Raw genomic sequence first — 17,375 nt, 5'->3', positions numbered from 1 at the left:
TCAGCTCGTCGCAAGACTGCGGGCCAAGATGGCCTGGTCCAGCGCGACGAGCTGAGCGCGAAAATGCGGCCCCACCCAGCTGTGCGGATCCTCGCGCAGCTGGGTCGCCAGCTCACGACCCCATTCGAAGGGCACCTGGGGGCTGACCCGGCAGTCCGGAGCGCCTACGACGAGGTATTCGGGTTCCACCCGATAGGGCGCCATCTGCTCCGCATACTCCCCCGGCTCCACCGTGATCACGAGGTCCGCGCCGCGCAGCGCGGCAAACAGATTGGGATCGTGCACCAGCCCCGGATCGGCGAGTTCGTCGGGGCACGATTGCACGAGGTCAAGCCCGAAGGCCCTCGCTGCCTGCGCCCAGCTGCGCACCGCGGGGCCGTTCGGACCGACGAGGACGATCCGCTGAGTGAACGGGTCGCGTCCCATCCGATGCAGCGCATGGAGCTCCCCGAGCAGCTCGCACGGCCTGGCCTGTGCACATCCCGCGTTCACAACCGGAACCGCCACCGCGGCTGCCGCCTGCTCGATGTCGCCCTGCTCGGGTTCGCACACGACGAGGACATCGAGCCAGTCGGCGATCTGCGTCGCGAAATCGACGAGTCCCAGGGGCGTGGAGTGAACCATGGCCGGGCCGCAGTGGATCGGTTGAAGCCCCAGCAGCACTGCCGCCCGCTCGAAGGCGACCGCCTCCACGCCGCCCAGGCCCACGAATCCCACCGCGCCCTCATGGCGGGCTGCCCGGCCCTGCGCGTAGCCATCGGCGCTGGCGAACAGCGCTGTGAGATCCTCCCGCGTCCAATCCGATAGGTCGATGAGATCGCCCATGGTGCCCCTTCCGCTGTGCCGCCGCCACCATGCGGCGCGTCGATCACTGTCTCCATGGTGCCCGCCGCCGAGCCACCGCACGGCCCAGGCAGGTGCGAGGCTCACCGCACCCGGCCCGACGGGTGCGAGGCTCACCGCACCGCCCCGACGGGTGCGAGGCTCACCGCACCGCCCTGGCAGGTGCGAGACTCAGCGCACCGCTGTCCCCCGGTCGTCGATCAGGCAGCTGGCGATGGCGGCGACACCCTCGCCACGGCCGGTCAGGCCCAGGCCATCCGTCGTCGTGGCGCTCACGCTCACCGGCGCGCCCACCGCCTCTCCGAGCACCTGCTCGGCCTCGGCCCTCCGGGCCGCCATCCGGGGCCTTTCGCCGATCACCTGGACGCTCACATTGACCGGCGACCACCCCGCCGCGCGCAGCCGACGGACCGTCTCGGCGATGAATGCGATGCCATCGGCACCGGCCCAGGCCGGCTCGCTGGTTCCGAAGTTCGAACCGAGATCGCCCAGCCCACCAGCACTGAGCAGGGCATCGCAGATGGCGTGCGCGGCGACATCCCCGTCCGAATGGCCGGCCAGGCCACGCGGCTCGTCCGGGAAGGACAGCCCGGCGCAGTGCATGGCCACGCCCTCGGCGAGCCGGTGCACGTCGACCCCGAGCCCGGTGCGCATCACGAGAAGCCCCCCGCCATGAGTGTCTCCGCAATGGCGAAGTCGAGGGGCTGGGTGATCTTCATCGCCATGGCAGAGCCCTCGACGAGAAGGACCGGAGCGCCGGCCGCCTCGCAGACTGCGGCATCATCGGTGTAGTCATCGCGGTGCGCATCGCGATGCGCCTGCACAAGCAGTTCGGCGTCGAATCCCTGGGGGGTCTGCACGGCACGCAGCTGGGAACGATCCACTACGCGGCTCGCTGCGGGGGTGAGGATGCGGACGCTGTCGGCGACCCCGATGGCCGGGACGACGACCGGCGCGCCGGCCCGCACCGCAGCGATGACGCGCGCCACCACCTCGGCCGGTACCAGCGGACGGGCCGCATCATGCACGAGCACGACGCGGGTGCCCGCCGGCAGCATCTGCAGGCCATTGGCGACTGAGCGCTGGCGGGTCCGGCCCCCCTCCGCGAACAACCAGGGCGCGGGGGCGCCATCAAGGCTGGCGGCAATCGCCTCCCGATGCTCGCGGCGGCACACGACGACGCACAGCCCGACACCTCCGGCGATGAGTTGATCGACGCTGCGCCGCACCAAGGGGATGCCGGCCAGGGTGCGCAGGGCCTTCGGACCCGGGCCTCCGGCAGAAGAACGGCCCAGGCGCAGACCGGAGCCGGCCGCCGCCACAATGGCAACGACCGGCTCCGGGGATGACATCTCCTGGCTCATCAAAGGTCAGGAAGCTCGCTGGTGAGGACGCGGCGCAAGGACCGCGACTCAGGAAGCCAGCACCTCGTCGAGCATGACCTCGGCACGATCCTCCTCGACCTTCTCGGCCAAGGCGAGCTCGCTTACGAGGATCTGACGGGCCTTGGCGAGCATCCGCTTCTCGCCGGCCGATAGTCCCCGGTCCTTCTCACGGCGCCACAGATCGCGAACGACCTCGGCAACCTTGAGCACATTGCCCGAGTGCAGCTTCTCGAGATTGGCCTTGTAGCGACGCGACCAGTTCGTGGGCTCCTCCGCGTGCGGGGTGCGCAGCACGGTGAAAACCTTCTCGAGACCTGCCTCGTCGACCACGTCCCGAACCCCCACCAGATCGAGGTTGCAGGCAGGAACCCGCACGACCAAATCGTTCTGGCCGATGATCCGGAGCACGAAGTAGAGCTTGTCTTCACCTTTGATCTTGCGGGTCTCGATCTCTTCGATGACAGCCGCCCCATGGTTCGGGTAAACGACCGTCTCACCGACTGCAAAAGTCATATGTGCAACCCCTCTCCTTATCGATTCTACCACAGCAGCGCCCGAGATGACCCGGCAGAATTCGAGAAGTTATCCGCAAACCCGCGAGATCACCCTCGCCGGCGCCAGCGGTGCGGGTGTTTTCCCTTGCCAGCCGCCAATCACCCTTCGAACTTGTAGCCAAGCCCGCGCACCGTGACCAGCTGGACCGGATGAGAGGGGTCCTGTTCGATCTTTGCTCGCAGCCGCTTGATATGGACATCGAGGGTTTTCGTGTCCCCAACATAATCGGCACCCCAGATACGGTCGATCAGCTGGCCCCTGGTCATCACCCTGCCAGCATTCCTCAACAACAATTCCAGCAGTTCGAATTCCTTGAGGGCTAGCCGCACCGGGTTGCCGCGCACGGTCACCTCGTGGCGTTCCACGTCCATCCGCACGCTACTGCTCTCGACCACGTCCGGGAACAATTCCTCGTCGCGCCCGCGGCGCAACACCGCACGAATACGGGCCACCAGCTCACGATGGCTGAACGGCTTGGTGACATAGTCGTCGGCGCCCAGCTCTAGGCCCACAACTTTGTCGATCTCGGCATCGCGAGCGGTCACCATGATGATCGGCACATCGCTGCGCTGGCGCAGCGCCTTGCACACCTCGGTGCCCGGCAGCCCCGGCAGCATGAGGTCGAGCAGGACGAGGTCTGCGCCGTCGCGCTCGTACTCGGCCAGACCCTTCTCGCCATCTGGCGCCTGGGATACGTCGAAACCCTCCCGGGCAAGCATGTATGCCGTCGCCTCGCGATAGGATTCCTCATCCTCGATAATCAGGACTCGCGTCACTTCGCCTGGCTCCTCTCATCGACGATGCCAATCGATTCGACATCCCATGGCAATCCCGTTTCATCGGCATCGATGTTCTCCGGAAGGCGAATGGTGAAGGTCGACCCTCGCCCCAATCTGCTCCACACGCTGATCGTGCCGCCGTGGCCCGCCACGATGTGTTTCACAATCGACAGCCCCAGACCAGTGCCACCATTCTCACGACTCCTGGCATAGTCAACCCGGTAGAAACGCTCGAAAATGCGCTCCTGGTCCTCCGGCCGGATACCGATTCCATTGTCGGTGACAGCTATTTCCACCCAGTGATCATCGGACTCCGCCACGCGCGAGGTAGTCACCGAGACCCGCGCACCCGGGTCAGAATAGGCCACCGCGTTCTGGATGAGATTGGTCAGCGCATTGGTCAATTGGCCTTCGTCGCCGACCACCTGAAGACCGGTTTGTCCGGCCACGCCGAACTCCACCTGGTGGCTGCGGGCAGCGTCGCGGGTGCGCGAGGCGGCCTCGGAGACGATGTCGTCGACCTCGACGACCTCGGCCTCCAGCAGCGGATCGTCGGACTGCAGCCGCGACAGCTCGATGATCTGGCGGACCAGCTCACCGAGGCGCTGGCTCTCGATCGCCATCCGGGCCGCGAAGCGGCGCACGGCCTCAGGATCGTCCGCCGCCTCCTGAACGGTCTCGGCGAGCACCTGGAGGGCCCCCACCGGGGTCTTCAGCTCATGGCTGACATTGGCCACCAGATCGCGTTTGGACTCATCGGCGCGAACCACCGCACTGTGATCCTCCGAGACCACGAGCACGGCACCGCGTTCCAGCGGCCGTACTCTCACGAGAAGCTGACGAGCCGGACTGCCCTCGGCGCTGCGCACCTGCACCTCGCGGATCGTGGGGCGCTGTTCACGGCGCACGCTGCGCACCTCGTCGAGAACCTCGCCCATCCCGATCCGGGTGCCACGAGCCAAGCCGATGGTGCGAGCCTGGATGCTCGAATGCAGCACCTCGTCATGGGGCCCGACAACCATGGCCGGCTGGCGCAAGGAGTCGATGACGGTGGGCACCTCGGGATCGACGGCGGGCGGCTCCTGAGCCATCCTCAGGCGCGCGAATCGACCCCACGCAATGACCCCGGCGATCGAGCCCCCGACGACGGCTCCGAGCCCGAAGCTGAGCAGCACCGAGGCGAGGAGACTCACGCAAGAATTCTACGGCCCGCCGCCCCGGTGGCTTCAACCGTCATATCAGGAGTATGCGACAAGGAAGGTTCATCCTCCGTTCACGTTCTCTTCGCCCAATCGAGGGCGTCGCACATGCTCGAACGACTAGCGTCATGGACCGATGGCTCCATCGCCGGCCGCAGCAGATGTTGTGAGAGGCTTGTCGCGGACCCGGATCGGGGCCTCGCCGGACACACCGGTCCACGTCGGCACGGCGCCTCGGCGCCCCTGCAGGAAGGTGAGTAATGCGCGAGTATTACCACTCCGAACTCGATGAGGTCGTCAACCAGCTCGTCACCATGTCTGATTCCGTCCAGGTGGCGGTCCGCGATGCCACCACCGCCCTCCTGGACGCCAATCTCGCGGCCGCAGAGCATGTCATCAGTGGCGATGTGCGGATCGACGCCATGCACGATCAGCTGGAGACCCGTTGCTTCACCCTGTTGGCCCGCCAGGCCCCCGTTGCGGGCGAGCTGCGGATCATCGTCGCCGCGATGCAGGTGATCGCGGATCTGGGACGCACCGGCGATCTGGCGGCGCACATCGCCGAGACCGCTCGGCGCCGGTACCCCGAGAAGGCGGTGCCCGATGTGCTGGTGGCGACCTTCCACCGGATGTCGGTGGTTGCCGAGGCGATGATCAGCAAGGCGGGGCGCACGCTCGCCGAGCGCGACCTCGAAGAGGCCCACACCCTTCCCGAGGACGACGAGGAGATGGACAACCTGCGCAACGAGCAGTTCCGGATGCTCGCCTCCCCGAACTGGAAGGACAGCGTGGAGGCGGCCGTCGACGCGGCTCTCCTCGGTCGCTACTACGAGCGGATCGCCGACCACGCAGTAGCCATGGGTCGCCGCATCATCTACATCATCACCGGGAACTCCCCGGAGGGCGAGGACTGGCCCACCACCTGATTCGCACTGGTGCCAGACCCGATCGGACGCCGGGCCGGGCACCAGCCAGTGGGGCGCCGTCACCGGCCGGTGACGGCGCCCCACTGGCTATAGCGCAGCTCTACTTCTTGCCCTGGCTGGCGACGGCCTTCTGGCCCGCCTCCGCGGCCTCGGGGTCGAGATAGCGTCCGCCCTTCACGAGCGGCTTGAAGTTCTCGTCGAGCTCGTAGTACAGCGGGATGCCGGTGGGGATGTTCAGCCCGGAGATCGTCTTGTCGTCGATCTCGTCGAGATGCTTCACGAGGGCGCGCAGCGAGTTACCGTGCGCGGCCACGAGAACGGTCTTACCGGCCTTGAGGTCAGGAATGATGTCCGACTCCCAGTAGGGCAGCATGCGTCCCACGACGTCCTTGAGGCACTCCGCCAGCGGGCGCTCGCCCTCGGGGATGTCGCCATAGCGCGGGTCGTTGAACTGGCTCCACTCGCCGTCGCGATCAATGGGGGGCGGCGGCACATCGTAGCTACGCCGCCACGCCATGAACTGCTCCTCGCCGTACTTCTCGCGGATCTCGGTCTTGTTGAGCCCCTGCAGAGCGCCGTAGTGGCGCTCGTTGAGCCGCCAGCTGCGCCTCACCGGGATCCAGTGGCGATCGGCCTTGTCCAGCGCGAGATAGGCCGTATGGATGGCGCGGCGCAGCAGCGAGGTGTGGACGATGTCAGGGAGCAGCTGCTGCTCGGCGAGCAGCTCTCCGCCGCGGGTCGCCTCCTTGACGCCCTTCTCGTTGAGATCGACGTCAACCCAGCCCGTAAACAAGTTCTTGGAGTTCCATTCGCTCTCGCCATGGCGGAGCAGGATCAGCCTGTAGGTCATGGGGCGAGTCTATCGAGCCGCCCCTGCCCTCAGACGACTCCGCCCACCCGACCGGAGCCACCGAGGGGCCTGCCGCGGTGCAATACTGCGGACATGACCACCTCAACCCCAACCGCCCTCGTCACCGGCGCCTCGAGTGGCATCGGCGCCGCCACAGCCCGGCAGCTGAGCAAGCTGGGCTTCCACACCTTCGTGGCCGCCCGCCGCGCCGACCGCCTGCACGCCCTCGCCGAGGAGATCGGCGGTACCGCGCTCGCCTGCGATCTCACCAGCGACGCCGAGGTGGCGGCGCTGGCCGAGCGGATCGGCCAGCGCCTCGACGTGCTGGTGAACAATGCCGGCGGGGCCTTCGGCCAGGACCGGGTCGAAGACACCGACCTGGACAAGTGGCGCGCCATGTACGAGATCAACGTGCTCGGCACCGTCCGCGTGACAAAGGCACTCATCGGGGCCCTCGAGCGGGCCGAGGGCACCATCATGTTCGTCACCTCCACCGCAGCCGAGTACCCCTATCCCGGCGCGGCCGGGTACTGCGGAGCCAAGGCCGCCGAGCGCAATATCGCCGGGGCACTGCGACTGGAGCTGGGCGGGCGCCCGATCCGCGTCCTGGAGATCTGTCCGGGCATGGTGAAGACCGAGGAGTTCAGCAAGGTCCGGTTCGGGGGCGACCAGGCGGCAGCCGACGCCGTCTACGAGGGCGTGGCCGAGCCACTCGTGGCGCAGGACATCGCCGACTGCATCGGATGGGCCGTCACACGCCCGGCCCATGTGAACATCGACCGGATGATCGTGCGGCCACGCGCCCAGGTGAACAATTTCACGGTCCACCGCGGCTGAGCGGCAGCGGCTCCAGACCCAGAGAATGACATGGCCGGCCCGCGTACGCGGGCCGGCCACCTCGGCACTGCAACCAGAGATTCAGCCGATCTTGACAAGCCCCTGACCACCCTGGACGGGCTGGCGGGCCTCGACGAGAACCTTCTCGACCACACCATCGCGCGGAGCAGTGATCTCGGTCTCCATCTTCATGGCCTCCAAGGTGAGTACCACCTGCCCCGCCTTCACCTGGTCACCCTCGGCCACCAAGATCTTCGAGACGGTGCCGGCCAACGGCGCAGGGATCTCTCCCTCGCCGGCGCTGGCGCCCGTACTGGCGCCGGCGGAGGCGACGGGGGCCGGCCCGCCTGCCCCGCCCCCGAACACGATGGTGCCGAGCGGATTGTTCTGGGTCTTGTCGACATCCACATCGACGTCATAGGCGACGCCGTTGACGGTTACCTTCAGCTTCATGTCAGTTTCTCCCGATCAACGAATGGAATGGTTCTGAAGAGCCCTGCGACCCTGCCGGATCCAATTGGGGCTCGGGGCGAAACGAATGGCCTGCACCGATCCGTCGTTGCCGAGATAGGCGGACACCGCAGCCGAGATGGCCACCACGACGTCCTCAGGAATACCGGGACTGGCCGCCTTGAGCGCACCCACCTCGGATTCCAGCGCGGCCAGCCTCGTGGCCAAGGTCGTGATCAACAAGTCCTTGTCTGTATCGGACATCTATCTGTTCCCTCCGATCAGCACGGCATATTCCCGTGCTTCTTGGCCGGACGGGGCTGACGCTTCGTGGCGTACATCTCCAGTGCGGCGGCGATCTTGCGACGGGTGTCTGCCGGGTCGATGACATCGTCGACCTGGCCGCGCGCGGCGGCCACATAGGGCGTGTTGAAGGCGTTCGAGTATTCCTCGATCTTCTCGGCGCGCGTCGCAGCCGGGTCCTCGGAGGCCTTGATCTCCTTGCGGAAAATCACATTGGCGGCACCCTCTGCACCCATCACGGCGATCTCGGCGCTGGGCCAGGCATACGCGGCGTCCGCCCCGAGATCCTTGTTGCACATCGCCAGATATGAACCACCGTAGGCCTTGCGCAGGACGACCGTGATCTTGGGAACAGTTGCCTCCGAGTAGGCGTAGAGCATCTTGGCGCCGTGCCGGATGATGCCGCCGTACTCCTGCTGGACGCCCGGCAGGAAGCCGGGCACGTCGACCAGCTGGACGAGCGGGATGTTGAAGGCATCGCAGAAACCGATGAACTCGGCCGCCTTGTCCGATGCATTGATGTCGAGGCAGCCCGACATCACTTTCGGCTGGTTCGCGACGATGCCCACGGTACGGCCATTGATCCGCGCGAAGGCCGTGACGATATTGGTCGCGTAGCCGGCCTTCACCTCCAGATAGTCACCCCAGTCGACGATCTTGGCAATGACATCGCGGATGTCGTAGCCCTTCTTGCCGTCCAGCGGGACTATCTCGCGCAGCTCCTCGCACGGTGAGACGTCATTGTTCGGATTGACGAACTCGGCGTCCTCGGTGTTGTTCTGCGGCAGGAAGCTCAGCAGCTTCTTGGCGATGAGGATGGCTGCATCGTCGTCCTCGGCAACGAAGTGAATGTTGCCGGAGGTGGTCATATGAGCAACGGCGCCGCCGAGCTCATCGGCGCTCACCTGCTCACCGGTCACCGACTTGATCACCTGGGGGCCCGTGATGAACATGTGGGCCTGCTTGGTCATGATGATGAAATCGGTGAGAGCGGGCGAATAGGACGCGCCGCCGGCGCACGGCCCGGCGATGATGGCGATCTGCGGCACGACCCCCGACAGCTTCACATTGGCGAAGAACATCTTGCCGTAGCCGGACAGCGAATCGATGCCCTCCTGGATGCGGGCGCCGCCGGAATCGTAGAAGAACAGGAAGGGCGTTCCGGTAAGCAGTGACTGCTCCATCGTCTCGACGACCTTGGTGGACTGCGTCTCGCCAGCGGAGCCGCCCATCACGGAGAAGTCCTGAGAGGCGACATGCACCGGACGTCCGAAGATGGTCCCCGAGCCGGTCACCACGCCGTCGGCGGGGACGACTGCCTTGTCCATGCCGAACAGGGTGGTGCGGTGCTTGCGGAAAGCTCCGACCTCCTCGAAGGAGTGGGGGTCGAGAAGATTGTCGATGCGCTCGCGCGCCGTCTCCTTGCCCTTCTCGTGCTGCTTGTCCAGCCGGGCCTGCCCACCCCCCAACTCGATGATGTGGTGCTGCTCGGCGAGCTGGCTCACTCGGGCATCCATCGTCTCGGCGAGCTTGATCACGTTCTTGTCAGCCATGATTGGCAATCATCCTCACGCAGGCTCGACGGTGACGGCGTGGCTGGTTCCCCCGACCGTCACGTTGTAGCTGATCGGTCCGGCAAGGGCCGTGGACTTCGCCCCTTCCGCCTCGGCCTTGAGCTGGGCCTCGGTGAGCCCGACGCTCTTGGGCCCCTCGGCGCGGTGCTCGAAGAAGGTCGGGGCGACTCCCGGGAACAGAGCGTAGGTGAGCACGTCCTCGTCGGAGCCGTTGAAACCCGACAGCTTGCTGGCCTCTGCGACCTGCTTGTCCCATTCGGGCTCCAGCAGATCGGCGGGACGCTGGGTGATCGGCTTCTTGCCGGCCTGCTTCTCGGCCAGCGCGATGACCTCGGGGTTGCGCTCGGCGGGGCTGGCGCCGTAGTAACCGAGCATGAGATCGGCGAACTCGCCGGTCATCCTCTTGTAACGGCCCATCAGCACATTGAACACGGCCTGGGTGCCCACGATCTGGCTGGATGGCGTCACCAGCGGCGGGTAGCCGGCGTCCTTCTTGACGACCGGGACCTCGGCCATCACCTCGTCCATCCGCGCCTCGGCGCCCTGGGCACGCAGCTGAGATTCCATATTGGAGAGCATGCCGCCGGGGATCTGGGAGGCGAAGATGTTCGTATTGACCAAGGTCTTCGACTCGAACTTCTTGTACTTCGGGCGGACCGCCTTGAAGTGGTCACGGATCTTGATGAGGCGGTCCATGTCGAGACCGGTGGTGTAGCCGGTACCCTCGAGCATCTCGACGACCGACTCAGTGGGGTTGTGACCGGGGCCGAGCGACATGGACGAGATGGCCGAGTCGACGACATCCGCGCCGGCCTCGATGGCCTTCATGAGCGAGACCAGGGTGACACCGGTGGTGGAGTGGCAGTGCACGTTGATCTGCACGTCCTTGCCGTAGGTGTCCTTGATGCCCTTGACGATGTCATAGGCGGGCTGCGGCTTGAGCAGTGCCGCCATGTCCTTGAACGCGATGGAGTCAGCGCCCATGTCGAGCAGCTGGCCGGCGAGCTTGACATAGCCCTCGGTGGTGTGTGCGGGACTGATCGTGTAGCAGATGGTGCCCTGGGCGTGCTTGCCCGCCTTCTTCACGGCGGCCATCGCGTGCTCCATATTGCGGGGATCGTTCATCGCATCGAACACGCGGAAGACGTCCATGCCGTTCTCGGCGGACTTGTCGACGAAACGGTCAACAACCTCATCGTTGTAGTGGCGGTAGCCAAGCAGGTTCTGGCCACGCAGCAGCATCTGCAGGCGGCTGTTGGGCATCAGCTTGCGGAAGGTGCGCAGCCGCTCCCAGGGATCTTCATTGAGGAAGCGAATACAGCTGTCATAGGTGGCACCGCCCCAACATTCGACCGACCAGTAACCGGCCGCGTCGATGTCGGCGCATGCATCGACCATGTCCTCCATGGCCATTCGGGTGGCAAACAGGCTCTGATGGGCATCGCGCAGCACGAGTTCGGTGATACCGATCTCCCGCGGCTCGGAAACCTCAATTTCTCGCGGACTCATGGCGCCATCCTCCCACGCGGGGCAGGCCAGGCGATGGCAGGGTGGGTGTGGAATGAGAGTCTCAAAGAGTGAACACTGTTCAGTTCGGTGAGTGCCGCATCGGACCCCGGCGGAGAACTCAATCCTGCTGAGCCTGAGCTGCTGCCCGTGCCCCTGCGGCGACGGCCTTCTCGATGACCTCCAGATCGTCGTCGTCGATGGCAGTGGAGCAGAACCAGGCCTCGAAACCGCTCGGTGCCAGCCACAGCCCGGCGTCCAGGGCGGCGTGGAAGAAGCGCGAGAAGGCCGCGCGATCCTGGCGCGAGGCCGACGCGAAATCGACCACCGGCTCGTCGGCGAGGAAGACACTGAACAGGTTGGACACCTTGTTGAGCCGGTGGGCTACCCCGACCGCGTCCAGTGCCCGGTCGACGATGCCGGCCACCTGCTCGGCGATCGAGTCGAGGCGCGCATAGGCATCGGAATCCATGAGACCCAGAGTCGCCAGCCCCGCCGCGCAGGCCGCCGGATTGCCCGAGAGCGTACCGGCCTGGTAGATGGATCCCAGCGGGGCGAGCTGGTCGAGCAGCTCGGCACGGCCGGCCACTGCGGCAAGTGGCATGCCGCCACCGATCACCTTGCCGAAGGTGAACAGATCGGGTGTCCAGCCATCGCGCTGCCCGGTCAGGCCCCAGGCGCCGGTTGCCGAGACCCGGAAACCGGTCAGCACCTCGTCCTGGACCAGCAGCGCGCCGTGGGCGTGGGCGATCTCGGCGAGCCGACGGTTGAAGTCCGGCGGCGGCACGATGACGCCCATATTGGCCGGGACGCCCTCGGTGACGATCGCCGCGATCTGCTCACCTCGTGTTGCGAACAGTTCCGCCACGAGATCGAGGCGTCCGTAGGGCAGCGCCACGGTGTCGGAGGCGATGGCCTGGGGAACCCCGGGCGAGTCGGGCAGCCCGAGGCTGGCGACCCCCGAGCCGGCGGCGACCAGGAAGCTGTCGGCGTGCCCGTGGTAGCAGCCGATGAACTTCACGATGAGCGGGCGCCCGGTCACCCCGCGAGCCAGCCGCGCAGCGGTCATCACCGCCTCAGTGCCGGAGCAGGTGAACCTCACCCGCTCCACCGCACCGGCCATCCGGGCCACCACGGCCTCGGCCAGCCTCAGCTCCACCTCGCACGGCGCGCCGAACGAGGTGGATCCGGCCACTGCCTGCTGCACGGCCTCCACGACCGCCGGGTGGGCGTGCCCGGCGATCATCGGCCCCCAGCTGCACACCAGATCGACATAGCGCCTGCCGTCCACATCGGTGATGTGGCTACCGTGCGCCTCGCGCACGAACCTCGGAGTGCCGCCCACCGAGGGATAGGCACGCACTGGAGACGAGACACCCCCTGGCATCGCCTCGAGGGCGCGGGCGAACAGTTCATCGCTTCGGGACATGGATGGATCTCCTTGTCGAAAGGGTGATGACGGGCCCAGCGGGCAGACCGGCCAGCCTCATGAGCGGCCCTGGGAACGCAGCCATCCGGCCACCTCAGTAGCCCAGTAGTTGACGATGAGCGAGGCGCCGGCGCGCTTGACAGCGGTGAGCGCCTCGAGGATGCAGCGCTTGCGGTCGATCGCGCCGGCTCTCGCCGCGAACTCGATCATGGCGTACTCCCCCGACACCACATAGGCAGCAACCGGTACGTTCGAGATCTCGCGCGCCTTGGTGAGCACGTCCAGATAGGCCAGCGCGGGTTTGACCATGACGATGTCGGCGCCCTGGGCCAGATCGAGCTCGACCTCGCGCAGGCCCTCGATGACATTGGCGGGATCCTGCTGGTAGGCGCGCCGATCGCCGGTCAGTTGGCAGTCCACCGCCTCGCGGAAGGGACCGAAGAAACCGGAGGCGTACTTCGCGGAGTAGGCCATGAGCACGGTGTCGCAGTGACCGGCCCGGTCGAGTGCCTCACGGATGACGCCGATCTGGCCGTCCATCATGCCCGAGGGGCCCAGCATGGCCGCACCGGCGTCGGCAAGGGTGCAGCTCATCTTGGCGTAGAGCGGCAGTGTGGCGTCGTTGTCGACGCTGCCGTCGGGGGCCAGGACGCCACAGTGCCCGTGATCGGTGAACTCGTCGAGGCAGACATCGGCCACGACCGGCAGGCCGGGCTCGGCCTCGACCGCCCAGCGAACGGCATTCGCGAGGATCCCCTCGGGGTTCCAGGCCTCGCTGCCCTGCGGGTCACGATGCGCCGGGGTCGCGAAGAGCATCACCGCGCCGACCCCCGCCTGGGCCGCCTCGTGCACCGCGCGCTGCAGCGATGCCTTGGTGTGCTGGCGCACGCCGGGCATCGCGGCCAGCTCGCGGGGCTCGTCCAGGCCCTCGACGGCGAACAGCGGCAAGACGAAGTCGGCGGGGTCCAGCCGGGTCTCCGCCACCATCGCGCGGATTGCCGCTGTGCGGCGCAGCCGGCGAGGACGCTGGACGATCCGCTCGGCGCTCAGCTGTCCGGTCTGCTCAAGAGGACTTTGGGCAATGGTCATGGGGTGACTCCTTCGACGGCTGGACGTGAACCACGGGGGTTGGGGCAACAGCCGGCACCGCACCACCCGCCCGAGCAGGTACGCGCCTCACCGGTGAGGAAGCCGGCGACGAGGCGAGCGAGTTCGTCCAGGAAGGCGGGCTGGGCACCCACAGTCGCCACCCGCGTGAATCCGAGCCCGAGGTTACCCGCCGTGGCGCTCGCCTCGGTGTCGAGGTCCCACACGACCTCCATGTGGTCGGTGAGGAAGCCGATCGGCGAGCAGACGACATGACGTACGCCCTGCCTGGCGAGCCGATGCAAGACATCGTTGATGTCAGGCTCGAGCCAGGGTGTCCGCGGCGAACCGCTGCGCGACTGGTAGGCCAGCTCCCAGCTTGGTGCCAGGCCCCGGTCGGCCAGGGCCGCCATCACCGTGTCGATGAGCCGGCGGTGCTGGGCGACATAGGCGCCGCCGTGCGGGCCGGAGCTCGCGGCCATGGCCGTAGGGATGGAATGCGTGGTGAACACAAGGTGCGCGTCGGGAGCCTCACGGAAGGCCTGCTCCAAGAGCTCCACCTGGCAGCTCGCCAGCGCGCCCAGCTGGGGATAGCAGCCGATCTTCACGACACCGAGCGTGCGTCCCCGTGGCAGGGCAGTGAACAGTTCCTCGCGATAGGCACGGCACCCGGAATACGACGAGAAGGGCGCGGCGGCCAGCGCGAGCACCCGCCGGGCGCCCTGCTCGGCCAGCTGAGCCAGGACCGGCGCCATGAGAGGTGCCGAATGGCGGTTCGCCGTGACGACGGGCAGCGCGAGGCCACGCGCCCCAAGCCGCTGCTCGAGAGCACGGGCCAGTGCCCGATGCTGCGCGTTGACCGGGCTCACCCCGCCGAAGTGGGCGTAGTGCCCGGCCACCTCGTCGAGACGCTCCTGGGGGATGTGTCCCCCGCTGACCCGGCGCAGGAAGTCGGGGACCTCGTCCATGGACTCGGGTCCCCCGAAACCCAGCACCACCACTGCGTCGAAGGCGGGGCTCATCTGCCGGCCTGCTCGACGCGAGTACGAGGGCCGGTGCCACCACGATGGGCATCGCGGGCAGCGTCGAGAACGGCATCAGTCCTGGAACGGGCATCGGCGATGCAGTCGGGGATGCCCACACCGTGCAGGGCGCTTCCGGCGACGGCCCAGTGCGGATGCCCGTCGCGCAGTGCGGCATCGACGGTCGCGGCCCGCCCGAGGTGACCGACTGTGTACTTCGGCATGAGACCGGGCCACCGGGAGATCTCCACCAGCCGGGGCCGGGCACGCACTCCGAGGAGCGGGCCCACGTGGACGAGCGTGGCGGCGACCAGCTCGTCATCGGGAGCCGCGCACAGCGGTCCGCGCTTGTCCGGGACGAAGACCCGCACGAGCACACTGTCCTCGGGTGCACGGCCGGCAAACTTCACCGAGCTGACGGTGAGCCCGCTGAAGGAGCCCTCGTCGGCCTCGAGCCAGCCCTGGGACTCGGGCACCGTATCGAAGTCGCTGCTCTTCCAGCCGAGCGAGACGATGGTGGTGGACGCCAGCGGCACCTCGGCGAGGGCCTGTGCGGCGCCCGGCACGGTCCGCGACAGCAGCAGCCGGGAGCTGGCGACCCCGCCTGCCAGGATCACCGCATCGGCATCGACCCGCTCGCCATTGTCGAGCGCGATGCCCTGGTCGTCGAGGCCGCTCACCGCGACGCCGGTGCGGATCTGTGCCCCAGCGGCCCGCAGGGCCCGATCCAGGGCGTCGACCAGCTGGCCAAGACCACCGCGCACGGTGGCGAACATCGACGCGCTCGGGCCGCCCGTCGATGTGGCGCCGGCGGCCTTCCGGCGCCGCTCGCGTCCCTGGGCAAGCGAGGCCACCATGAGCGAGCGGTACTCCTGTTCGCTGGCTCGCAGGCTCGGCAGCACCGCGTCCAGGCTGAGCTCGTCGACCCCGGCACCGTAGATGCCACCGACCATCGGATCGGCGAAGCGGCGCACGATGCCGTCGCCCAGCCGCTTGCGCAGGAAGTCCCCGATCGCGATGTCCCCCTCGCCGAGCTGACGCGGGATGAACAGGTCCAGCCCGGCTCGCAGCTTGTCGGGCCAGGAAAGCACCGAGGTGGTGACGAACGGCCACATCCTGGTGGGAAGCACCATGCCCATTCCGGCTGGCATCGGACGCAGCTTGCCGCGCGAGAGCAGGCTCACCCGGCGCCCGCCGCCGGCACCGATGACCTCGCCGGACAGGCCGAGCTCGTCGATGAGCTGCAGCGCGGCCGGCCGGTACCGGACGAACGAGTCGGGCCCGGCCTCGACGACGAAACCGTCCCGGTGCACGGTGTGCAGCTTGCCTCCCAGGCGGGGGCCGGCCTCGAAGAGGCTGACGCGGGCTCCGCGGCGCACGCCCTGCCATGCGGCAGCCAGCCCGGTGATGCCCCCGCCAACGACCACCAGGTGCAGGTCCTGGTCCGCCGGCGGTGTCGAGTGGCGCGAGGGCTGGGTGGTGACGGTGTCCATGGCTGTCAGACCAGGCTCGGCTCGCGACGGTCGTGCCCGCGCATGCTCCGTGGCACATAGGGGCACAGCGGATCCGATTCCAGCGGATCTCCGGTCCAGGCAGCGGCCCGGGCCCGTGAGCCTCCGCACCAGCGGTTGAACTCGCAGACCCCGCAGGAGCCCTTGAACTCCTCGGGACGGCGCAGCGCCTTCATGAGCTCGGTGTCGCGGTAGAGCTCGACGAGGCTACGCTCGCGAACATTGCCGACGCTGGTCGGCAGGAAACCCGAGGGCATCACCTCGCCCAGATGGGAGACGAAGACGATGCCGTTGCCATCGCGAATGCCGAAGCCGCGCGAGGCCTTGCTGTTCTCGATCTCCTCGCGCGTCTTCCCGGCGCGCAGCAGGCGCTGGGCGGTGATGCGCCGGTACTGCATGGCCTCGGTGGTCTTGATCCGGAAAGGCGCATCGTGTGCCCGCTGGCCCCACTCGATGAGGGTGCGCTCGGCGTCCCCCGGGCTCATCTCGGTCAGCTGGGCGCCCCGGCCGACCGAGATGAGGAAGAACAGGCTCCACTGCATGATCTCGTAGTGGGTGAGGAGCTCGTACATGGCGTCGAGGTCGTGCACCGTCTGATCGGTGATGAGGGTATTGATCTGCACGGGAATGCCCACCTCATTGGCCTGTGCCAGCGCGGCAAGGGTGGCGTCGAAGGTGCCGGGCACCTGTCGCACCCCATCGTGGTGCTCGGCCACCGAGCCGTCGAGGCTCAGCGACATGGCCTGCACGTTGAGGGCCTTCATCTCGGCCATCCGCTGCTTGCTCAGCAGCGGCGTGACGGCCGGCGCCAGGGAGACGCCCAGGCCCCGATCGTTCGCGCCCCGGATCAGCTCGTCGAGATCGCCGCGGCGCATCGGGTCGCCACCGGTCATGATGACGTGGGGCGCCGGGGTGCCGAAGCGGGTGATGTCATCGAGGAGAGCCAGCGCCTCAGAGGTGCTCAGCTCGCCGGGCGCGGGCTCGGGCTGGGCGGTGGCACGACAGTGTCGGCAGGCCAGCGCGCACGCAGTGGTCAGCTCCCAGTAGATGATCATGGGTGCGCGATCGTAGGCCCAGTTGACGGGCTTGACAGAACCGATCCCAGCCGGACGAGGCATGA

18 protein-coding genes are annotated in these 17,375 nt (G+C 67.5%); 2 read left to right on the top strand and 16 right to left on the bottom strand.

The window, feature by feature from the left end; genetic code table 11:
- The 6 genes from BMX93_RS08500 to BMX93_RS08475 all read right to left on the bottom strand — a co-directional run bounded on the left by BMX93_RS08500 (window position 1) and on the right by BMX93_RS08475 (window position 4,755).
- Window positions 1–825 carry a Rossmann-fold NAD(P)-binding domain-containing protein gene (locus BMX93_RS08500; RefSeq protein WP_091970052.1) on the bottom strand — a complete coding sequence of 275 codons (825 nt, stop codon included), beginning with the start codon at window positions 823–825 and terminating at the stop codon, window positions 1–3.
- 189 nt (window positions 826–1,014) lie between these two features.
- The gene (ispF, locus tag BMX93_RS08495) at window positions 1,015–1,497 is read right to left on the bottom strand and encodes a 2-C-methyl-D-erythritol 2,4-cyclodiphosphate synthase (protein WP_091970049.1); all 483 of its coding nucleotides are present in this window, start codon (window positions 1,495–1,497) and stop codon (window positions 1,015–1,017) included.
- The gene (ispD, locus tag BMX93_RS08490; protein ID WP_218139281.1) at window positions 1,497–2,195 is read right to left on the bottom strand and encodes a 2-C-methyl-D-erythritol 4-phosphate cytidylyltransferase; all 699 of its coding nucleotides are present in this window, start codon (window positions 2,193–2,195) and stop codon (window positions 1,497–1,499) included. Before ispD ends, ispF begins: the two co-directional genes overlap by 1 nt.
- 60 nt (window positions 2,196–2,255) lie before the next feature.
- Window positions 2,256–2,741, bottom strand: coding sequence for a CarD family transcriptional regulator (locus tag BMX93_RS08485; protein WP_091970044.1), 486 nt, complete (start codon window positions 2,739–2,741; stop codon window positions 2,256–2,258).
- Window positions 2,742–2,881: 140 nt separating this feature from the next.
- Window positions 2,882–3,559, bottom strand: a complete 678-nt coding sequence (locus BMX93_RS08480) for a response regulator transcription factor (protein WP_091970042.1) — start codon at window positions 3,557–3,559, stop codon at window positions 2,882–2,884.
- Entirely contained in the window at window positions 3,556–4,755 is a 1,200-nt protein-coding gene (locus BMX93_RS08475) for a sensor histidine kinase (protein WP_091970040.1), read from the bottom strand. The genes BMX93_RS08480 and BMX93_RS08475 overlap by 4 nt, the downstream gene beginning before the upstream one ends.
- Before the next feature lie 266 nt (window positions 4,756–5,021).
- Here BMX93_RS08475 and phoU point away from each other — a divergent pair, with 266 nt between their 5' ends.
- On the top strand, window positions 5,022–5,687 hold the full coding sequence (gene phoU / locus BMX93_RS08470) for a phosphate signaling complex protein PhoU (RefSeq protein ID WP_091970038.1): 666 nt from the start codon (window positions 5,022–5,024) through the stop codon (window positions 5,685–5,687).
- Between the two features lie 100 nt (window positions 5,688–5,787).
- On the opposite strand, the gene BMX93_RS08465 is transcribed toward phoU, so the two are convergent.
- The gene (locus tag BMX93_RS08465) at window positions 5,788–6,537 is read right to left on the bottom strand and encodes a phosphoglyceromutase (RefSeq protein ID WP_091970037.1); all 750 of its coding nucleotides are present in this window, start codon (window positions 6,535–6,537) and stop codon (window positions 5,788–5,790) included.
- Window positions 6,538–6,630: 93 nt separating this feature from the next.
- Here BMX93_RS08465 and BMX93_RS08460 point away from each other — a divergent pair, with 93 nt between their 5' ends.
- Window positions 6,631–7,374 carry an SDR family oxidoreductase gene (locus BMX93_RS08460; protein WP_091970035.1) on the top strand — a complete coding sequence of 248 codons (744 nt, stop codon included), beginning with the start codon at window positions 6,631–6,633 and terminating at the stop codon, window positions 7,372–7,374.
- Between the two features lie 81 nt (window positions 7,375–7,455).
- Here the strand turns inward: BMX93_RS08460 and BMX93_RS08455 are convergent, their stop codons facing one another.
- The 9 genes from BMX93_RS08455 to BMX93_RS08415 form a co-directional block, all read right to left on the bottom strand.
- A complete protein-coding gene (locus tag BMX93_RS08455) occupies window positions 7,456–7,827 on the bottom strand; it encodes a biotin/lipoyl-containing protein (protein WP_091970033.1) in 372 nt (123 codons plus the stop codon).
- A gap of 15 nt (window positions 7,828–7,842) precedes the next feature.
- Window positions 7,843–8,088, bottom strand: a complete 246-nt coding sequence (locus BMX93_RS08450; RefSeq protein ID WP_091970032.1) for a hypothetical protein — start codon at window positions 8,086–8,088, stop codon at window positions 7,843–7,845.
- A gap of 17 nt (window positions 8,089–8,105) precedes the next feature.
- Entirely contained in the window at window positions 8,106–9,680 is a 1,575-nt protein-coding gene (locus BMX93_RS08445; RefSeq protein ID WP_091970031.1) for an acyl-CoA carboxylase subunit beta, read from the bottom strand.
- A 15-nt stretch (window positions 9,681–9,695) separates the two neighbouring features.
- Entirely contained in the window at window positions 9,696–11,210 is a 1,515-nt protein-coding gene (locus BMX93_RS08440; RefSeq protein WP_091970029.1) for a methylmalonyl-CoA carboxytransferase subunit 5S, read from the bottom strand.
- A gap of 118 nt (window positions 11,211–11,328) precedes the next feature.
- Complete coding sequence (gene hemL / locus BMX93_RS08435) at window positions 11,329–12,636, bottom strand: glutamate-1-semialdehyde 2,1-aminomutase (protein ID WP_091970027.1); 1,308 nt, start codon at window positions 12,634–12,636, stop codon at window positions 11,329–11,331.
- A gap of 57 nt (window positions 12,637–12,693) precedes the next feature.
- Window positions 12,694–13,725: a porphobilinogen synthase gene (gene hemB / locus BMX93_RS08430; RefSeq protein ID WP_091970025.1), complete on the bottom strand. Its 1,032-nt coding sequence runs from the start codon at window positions 13,723–13,725 to the stop codon at window positions 12,694–12,696.
- Entirely contained in the window at window positions 13,722–14,744 is a 1,023-nt protein-coding gene (hemH, locus tag BMX93_RS08425) for a ferrochelatase (RefSeq protein ID WP_091970023.1), read from the bottom strand. The genes hemB and hemH overlap by 4 nt, the downstream gene beginning before the upstream one ends.
- The gene (gene hemG, locus BMX93_RS08420) at window positions 14,741–16,237 is read right to left on the bottom strand and encodes a protoporphyrinogen oxidase (protein ID WP_091970021.1); all 1,497 of its coding nucleotides are present in this window, start codon (window positions 16,235–16,237) and stop codon (window positions 14,741–14,743) included. Before hemG ends, hemH begins: the two co-directional genes overlap by 4 nt.
- Window positions 16,238–16,242: 5 nt before the next feature.
- Complete coding sequence (locus tag BMX93_RS08415) at window positions 16,243–17,373, bottom strand: TIGR04053 family radical SAM/SPASM domain-containing protein (RefSeq protein ID WP_091970019.1); 1,131 nt, start codon at window positions 17,371–17,373, stop codon at window positions 16,243–16,245.
- Between the last annotated feature and the right edge of the window lie 2 nt (window positions 17,374–17,375).

Origin of the sequence: Propionibacterium cyclohexanicum (assembly GCF_900111365.1) — a bacterium.
In the GTDB taxonomy this organism is placed as follows: domain Bacteria; phylum Actinomycetota; class Actinomycetes; order Propionibacteriales; family Propionibacteriaceae; genus Propionibacterium; species Propionibacterium cyclohexanicum.
Note: the sequence above shows the minus strand (reverse complement) of the source record. Positions and strands in the feature narration are given on the sequence as shown.

What these genes read in the sequence shown, in the direction of transcription:
- BMX93_RS08455 (WP_091970033.1), bottom strand. Translation starts at nt 7,827, where the DNA reads ATGAAGCTGAAGGTAACCGTCAACGGCGTCGCCTATGACGTCGATGTG.
- BMX93_RS08460 (WP_091970035.1), top strand. Translation starts at nt 6,631, where the DNA reads ATGACCACCTCAACCCCAACCGCCCTCGTCACCGGCGCCTCGAGTGGC.
- hemL (WP_091970027.1), bottom strand. Translation starts at nt 12,636, where the DNA reads ATGTCCCGAAGCGATGAACTGTTCGCCCGCGCCCTCGAGGCGATGCCA.
- BMX93_RS08500 (WP_091970052.1), bottom strand. Translation starts at nt 825, where the DNA reads ATGGGCGATCTCATCGACCTATCGGATTGGACGCGGGAGGATCTCACA.
- hemH (WP_091970023.1), bottom strand. Translation starts at nt 14,744, where the DNA reads ATGAGCCCCGCCTTCGACGCAGTGGTGGTGCTGGGTTTCGGGGGACCC.
- phoU (WP_091970038.1), top strand. Translation starts at nt 5,022, where the DNA reads ATGCGCGAGTATTACCACTCCGAACTCGATGAGGTCGTCAACCAGCTC.
- BMX93_RS08485 (WP_091970044.1), bottom strand. Translation starts at nt 2,741, where the DNA reads ATGACTTTTGCAGTCGGTGAGACGGTCGTTTACCCGAACCATGGGGCG.
- BMX93_RS08450 (WP_091970032.1), bottom strand. Translation starts at nt 8,088, where the DNA reads ATGTCCGATACAGACAAGGACTTGTTGATCACGACCTTGGCCACGAGG.
- ispF (WP_091970049.1), bottom strand. Translation starts at nt 1,497, where the DNA reads ATGCGCACCGGGCTCGGGGTCGACGTGCACCGGCTCGCCGAGGGCGTG.
- BMX93_RS08465 (WP_091970037.1), bottom strand. Translation starts at nt 6,537, where the DNA reads ATGACCTACAGGCTGATCCTGCTCCGCCATGGCGAGAGCGAATGGAAC.
- hemG (WP_091970021.1), bottom strand. Translation starts at nt 16,237, where the DNA reads ATGGACACCGTCACCACCCAGCCCTCGCGCCACTCGACACCGCCGGCG.
- hemB (WP_091970025.1), bottom strand. Translation starts at nt 13,725, where the DNA reads ATGACCATTGCCCAAAGTCCTCTTGAGCAGACCGGACAGCTGAGCGCC.
- BMX93_RS08440 (WP_091970029.1), bottom strand. Translation starts at nt 11,210, where the DNA reads ATGAGTCCGCGAGAAATTGAGGTTTCCGAGCCGCGGGAGATCGGTATC.
- BMX93_RS08415 (WP_091970019.1), bottom strand. Translation starts at nt 17,373, where the DNA reads ATGCCTCGTCCGGCTGGGATCGGTTCTGTCAAGCCCGTCAACTGGGCC.
- ispD (WP_218139281.1), bottom strand. Translation starts at nt 2,195, where the DNA reads ATGTCATCCCCGGAGCCGGTCGTTGCCATTGTGGCGGCGGCCGGCTCC.
- BMX93_RS08445 (WP_091970031.1), bottom strand. Translation starts at nt 9,680, where the DNA reads ATGGCTGACAAGAACGTGATCAAGCTCGCCGAGACGATGGATGCCCGA.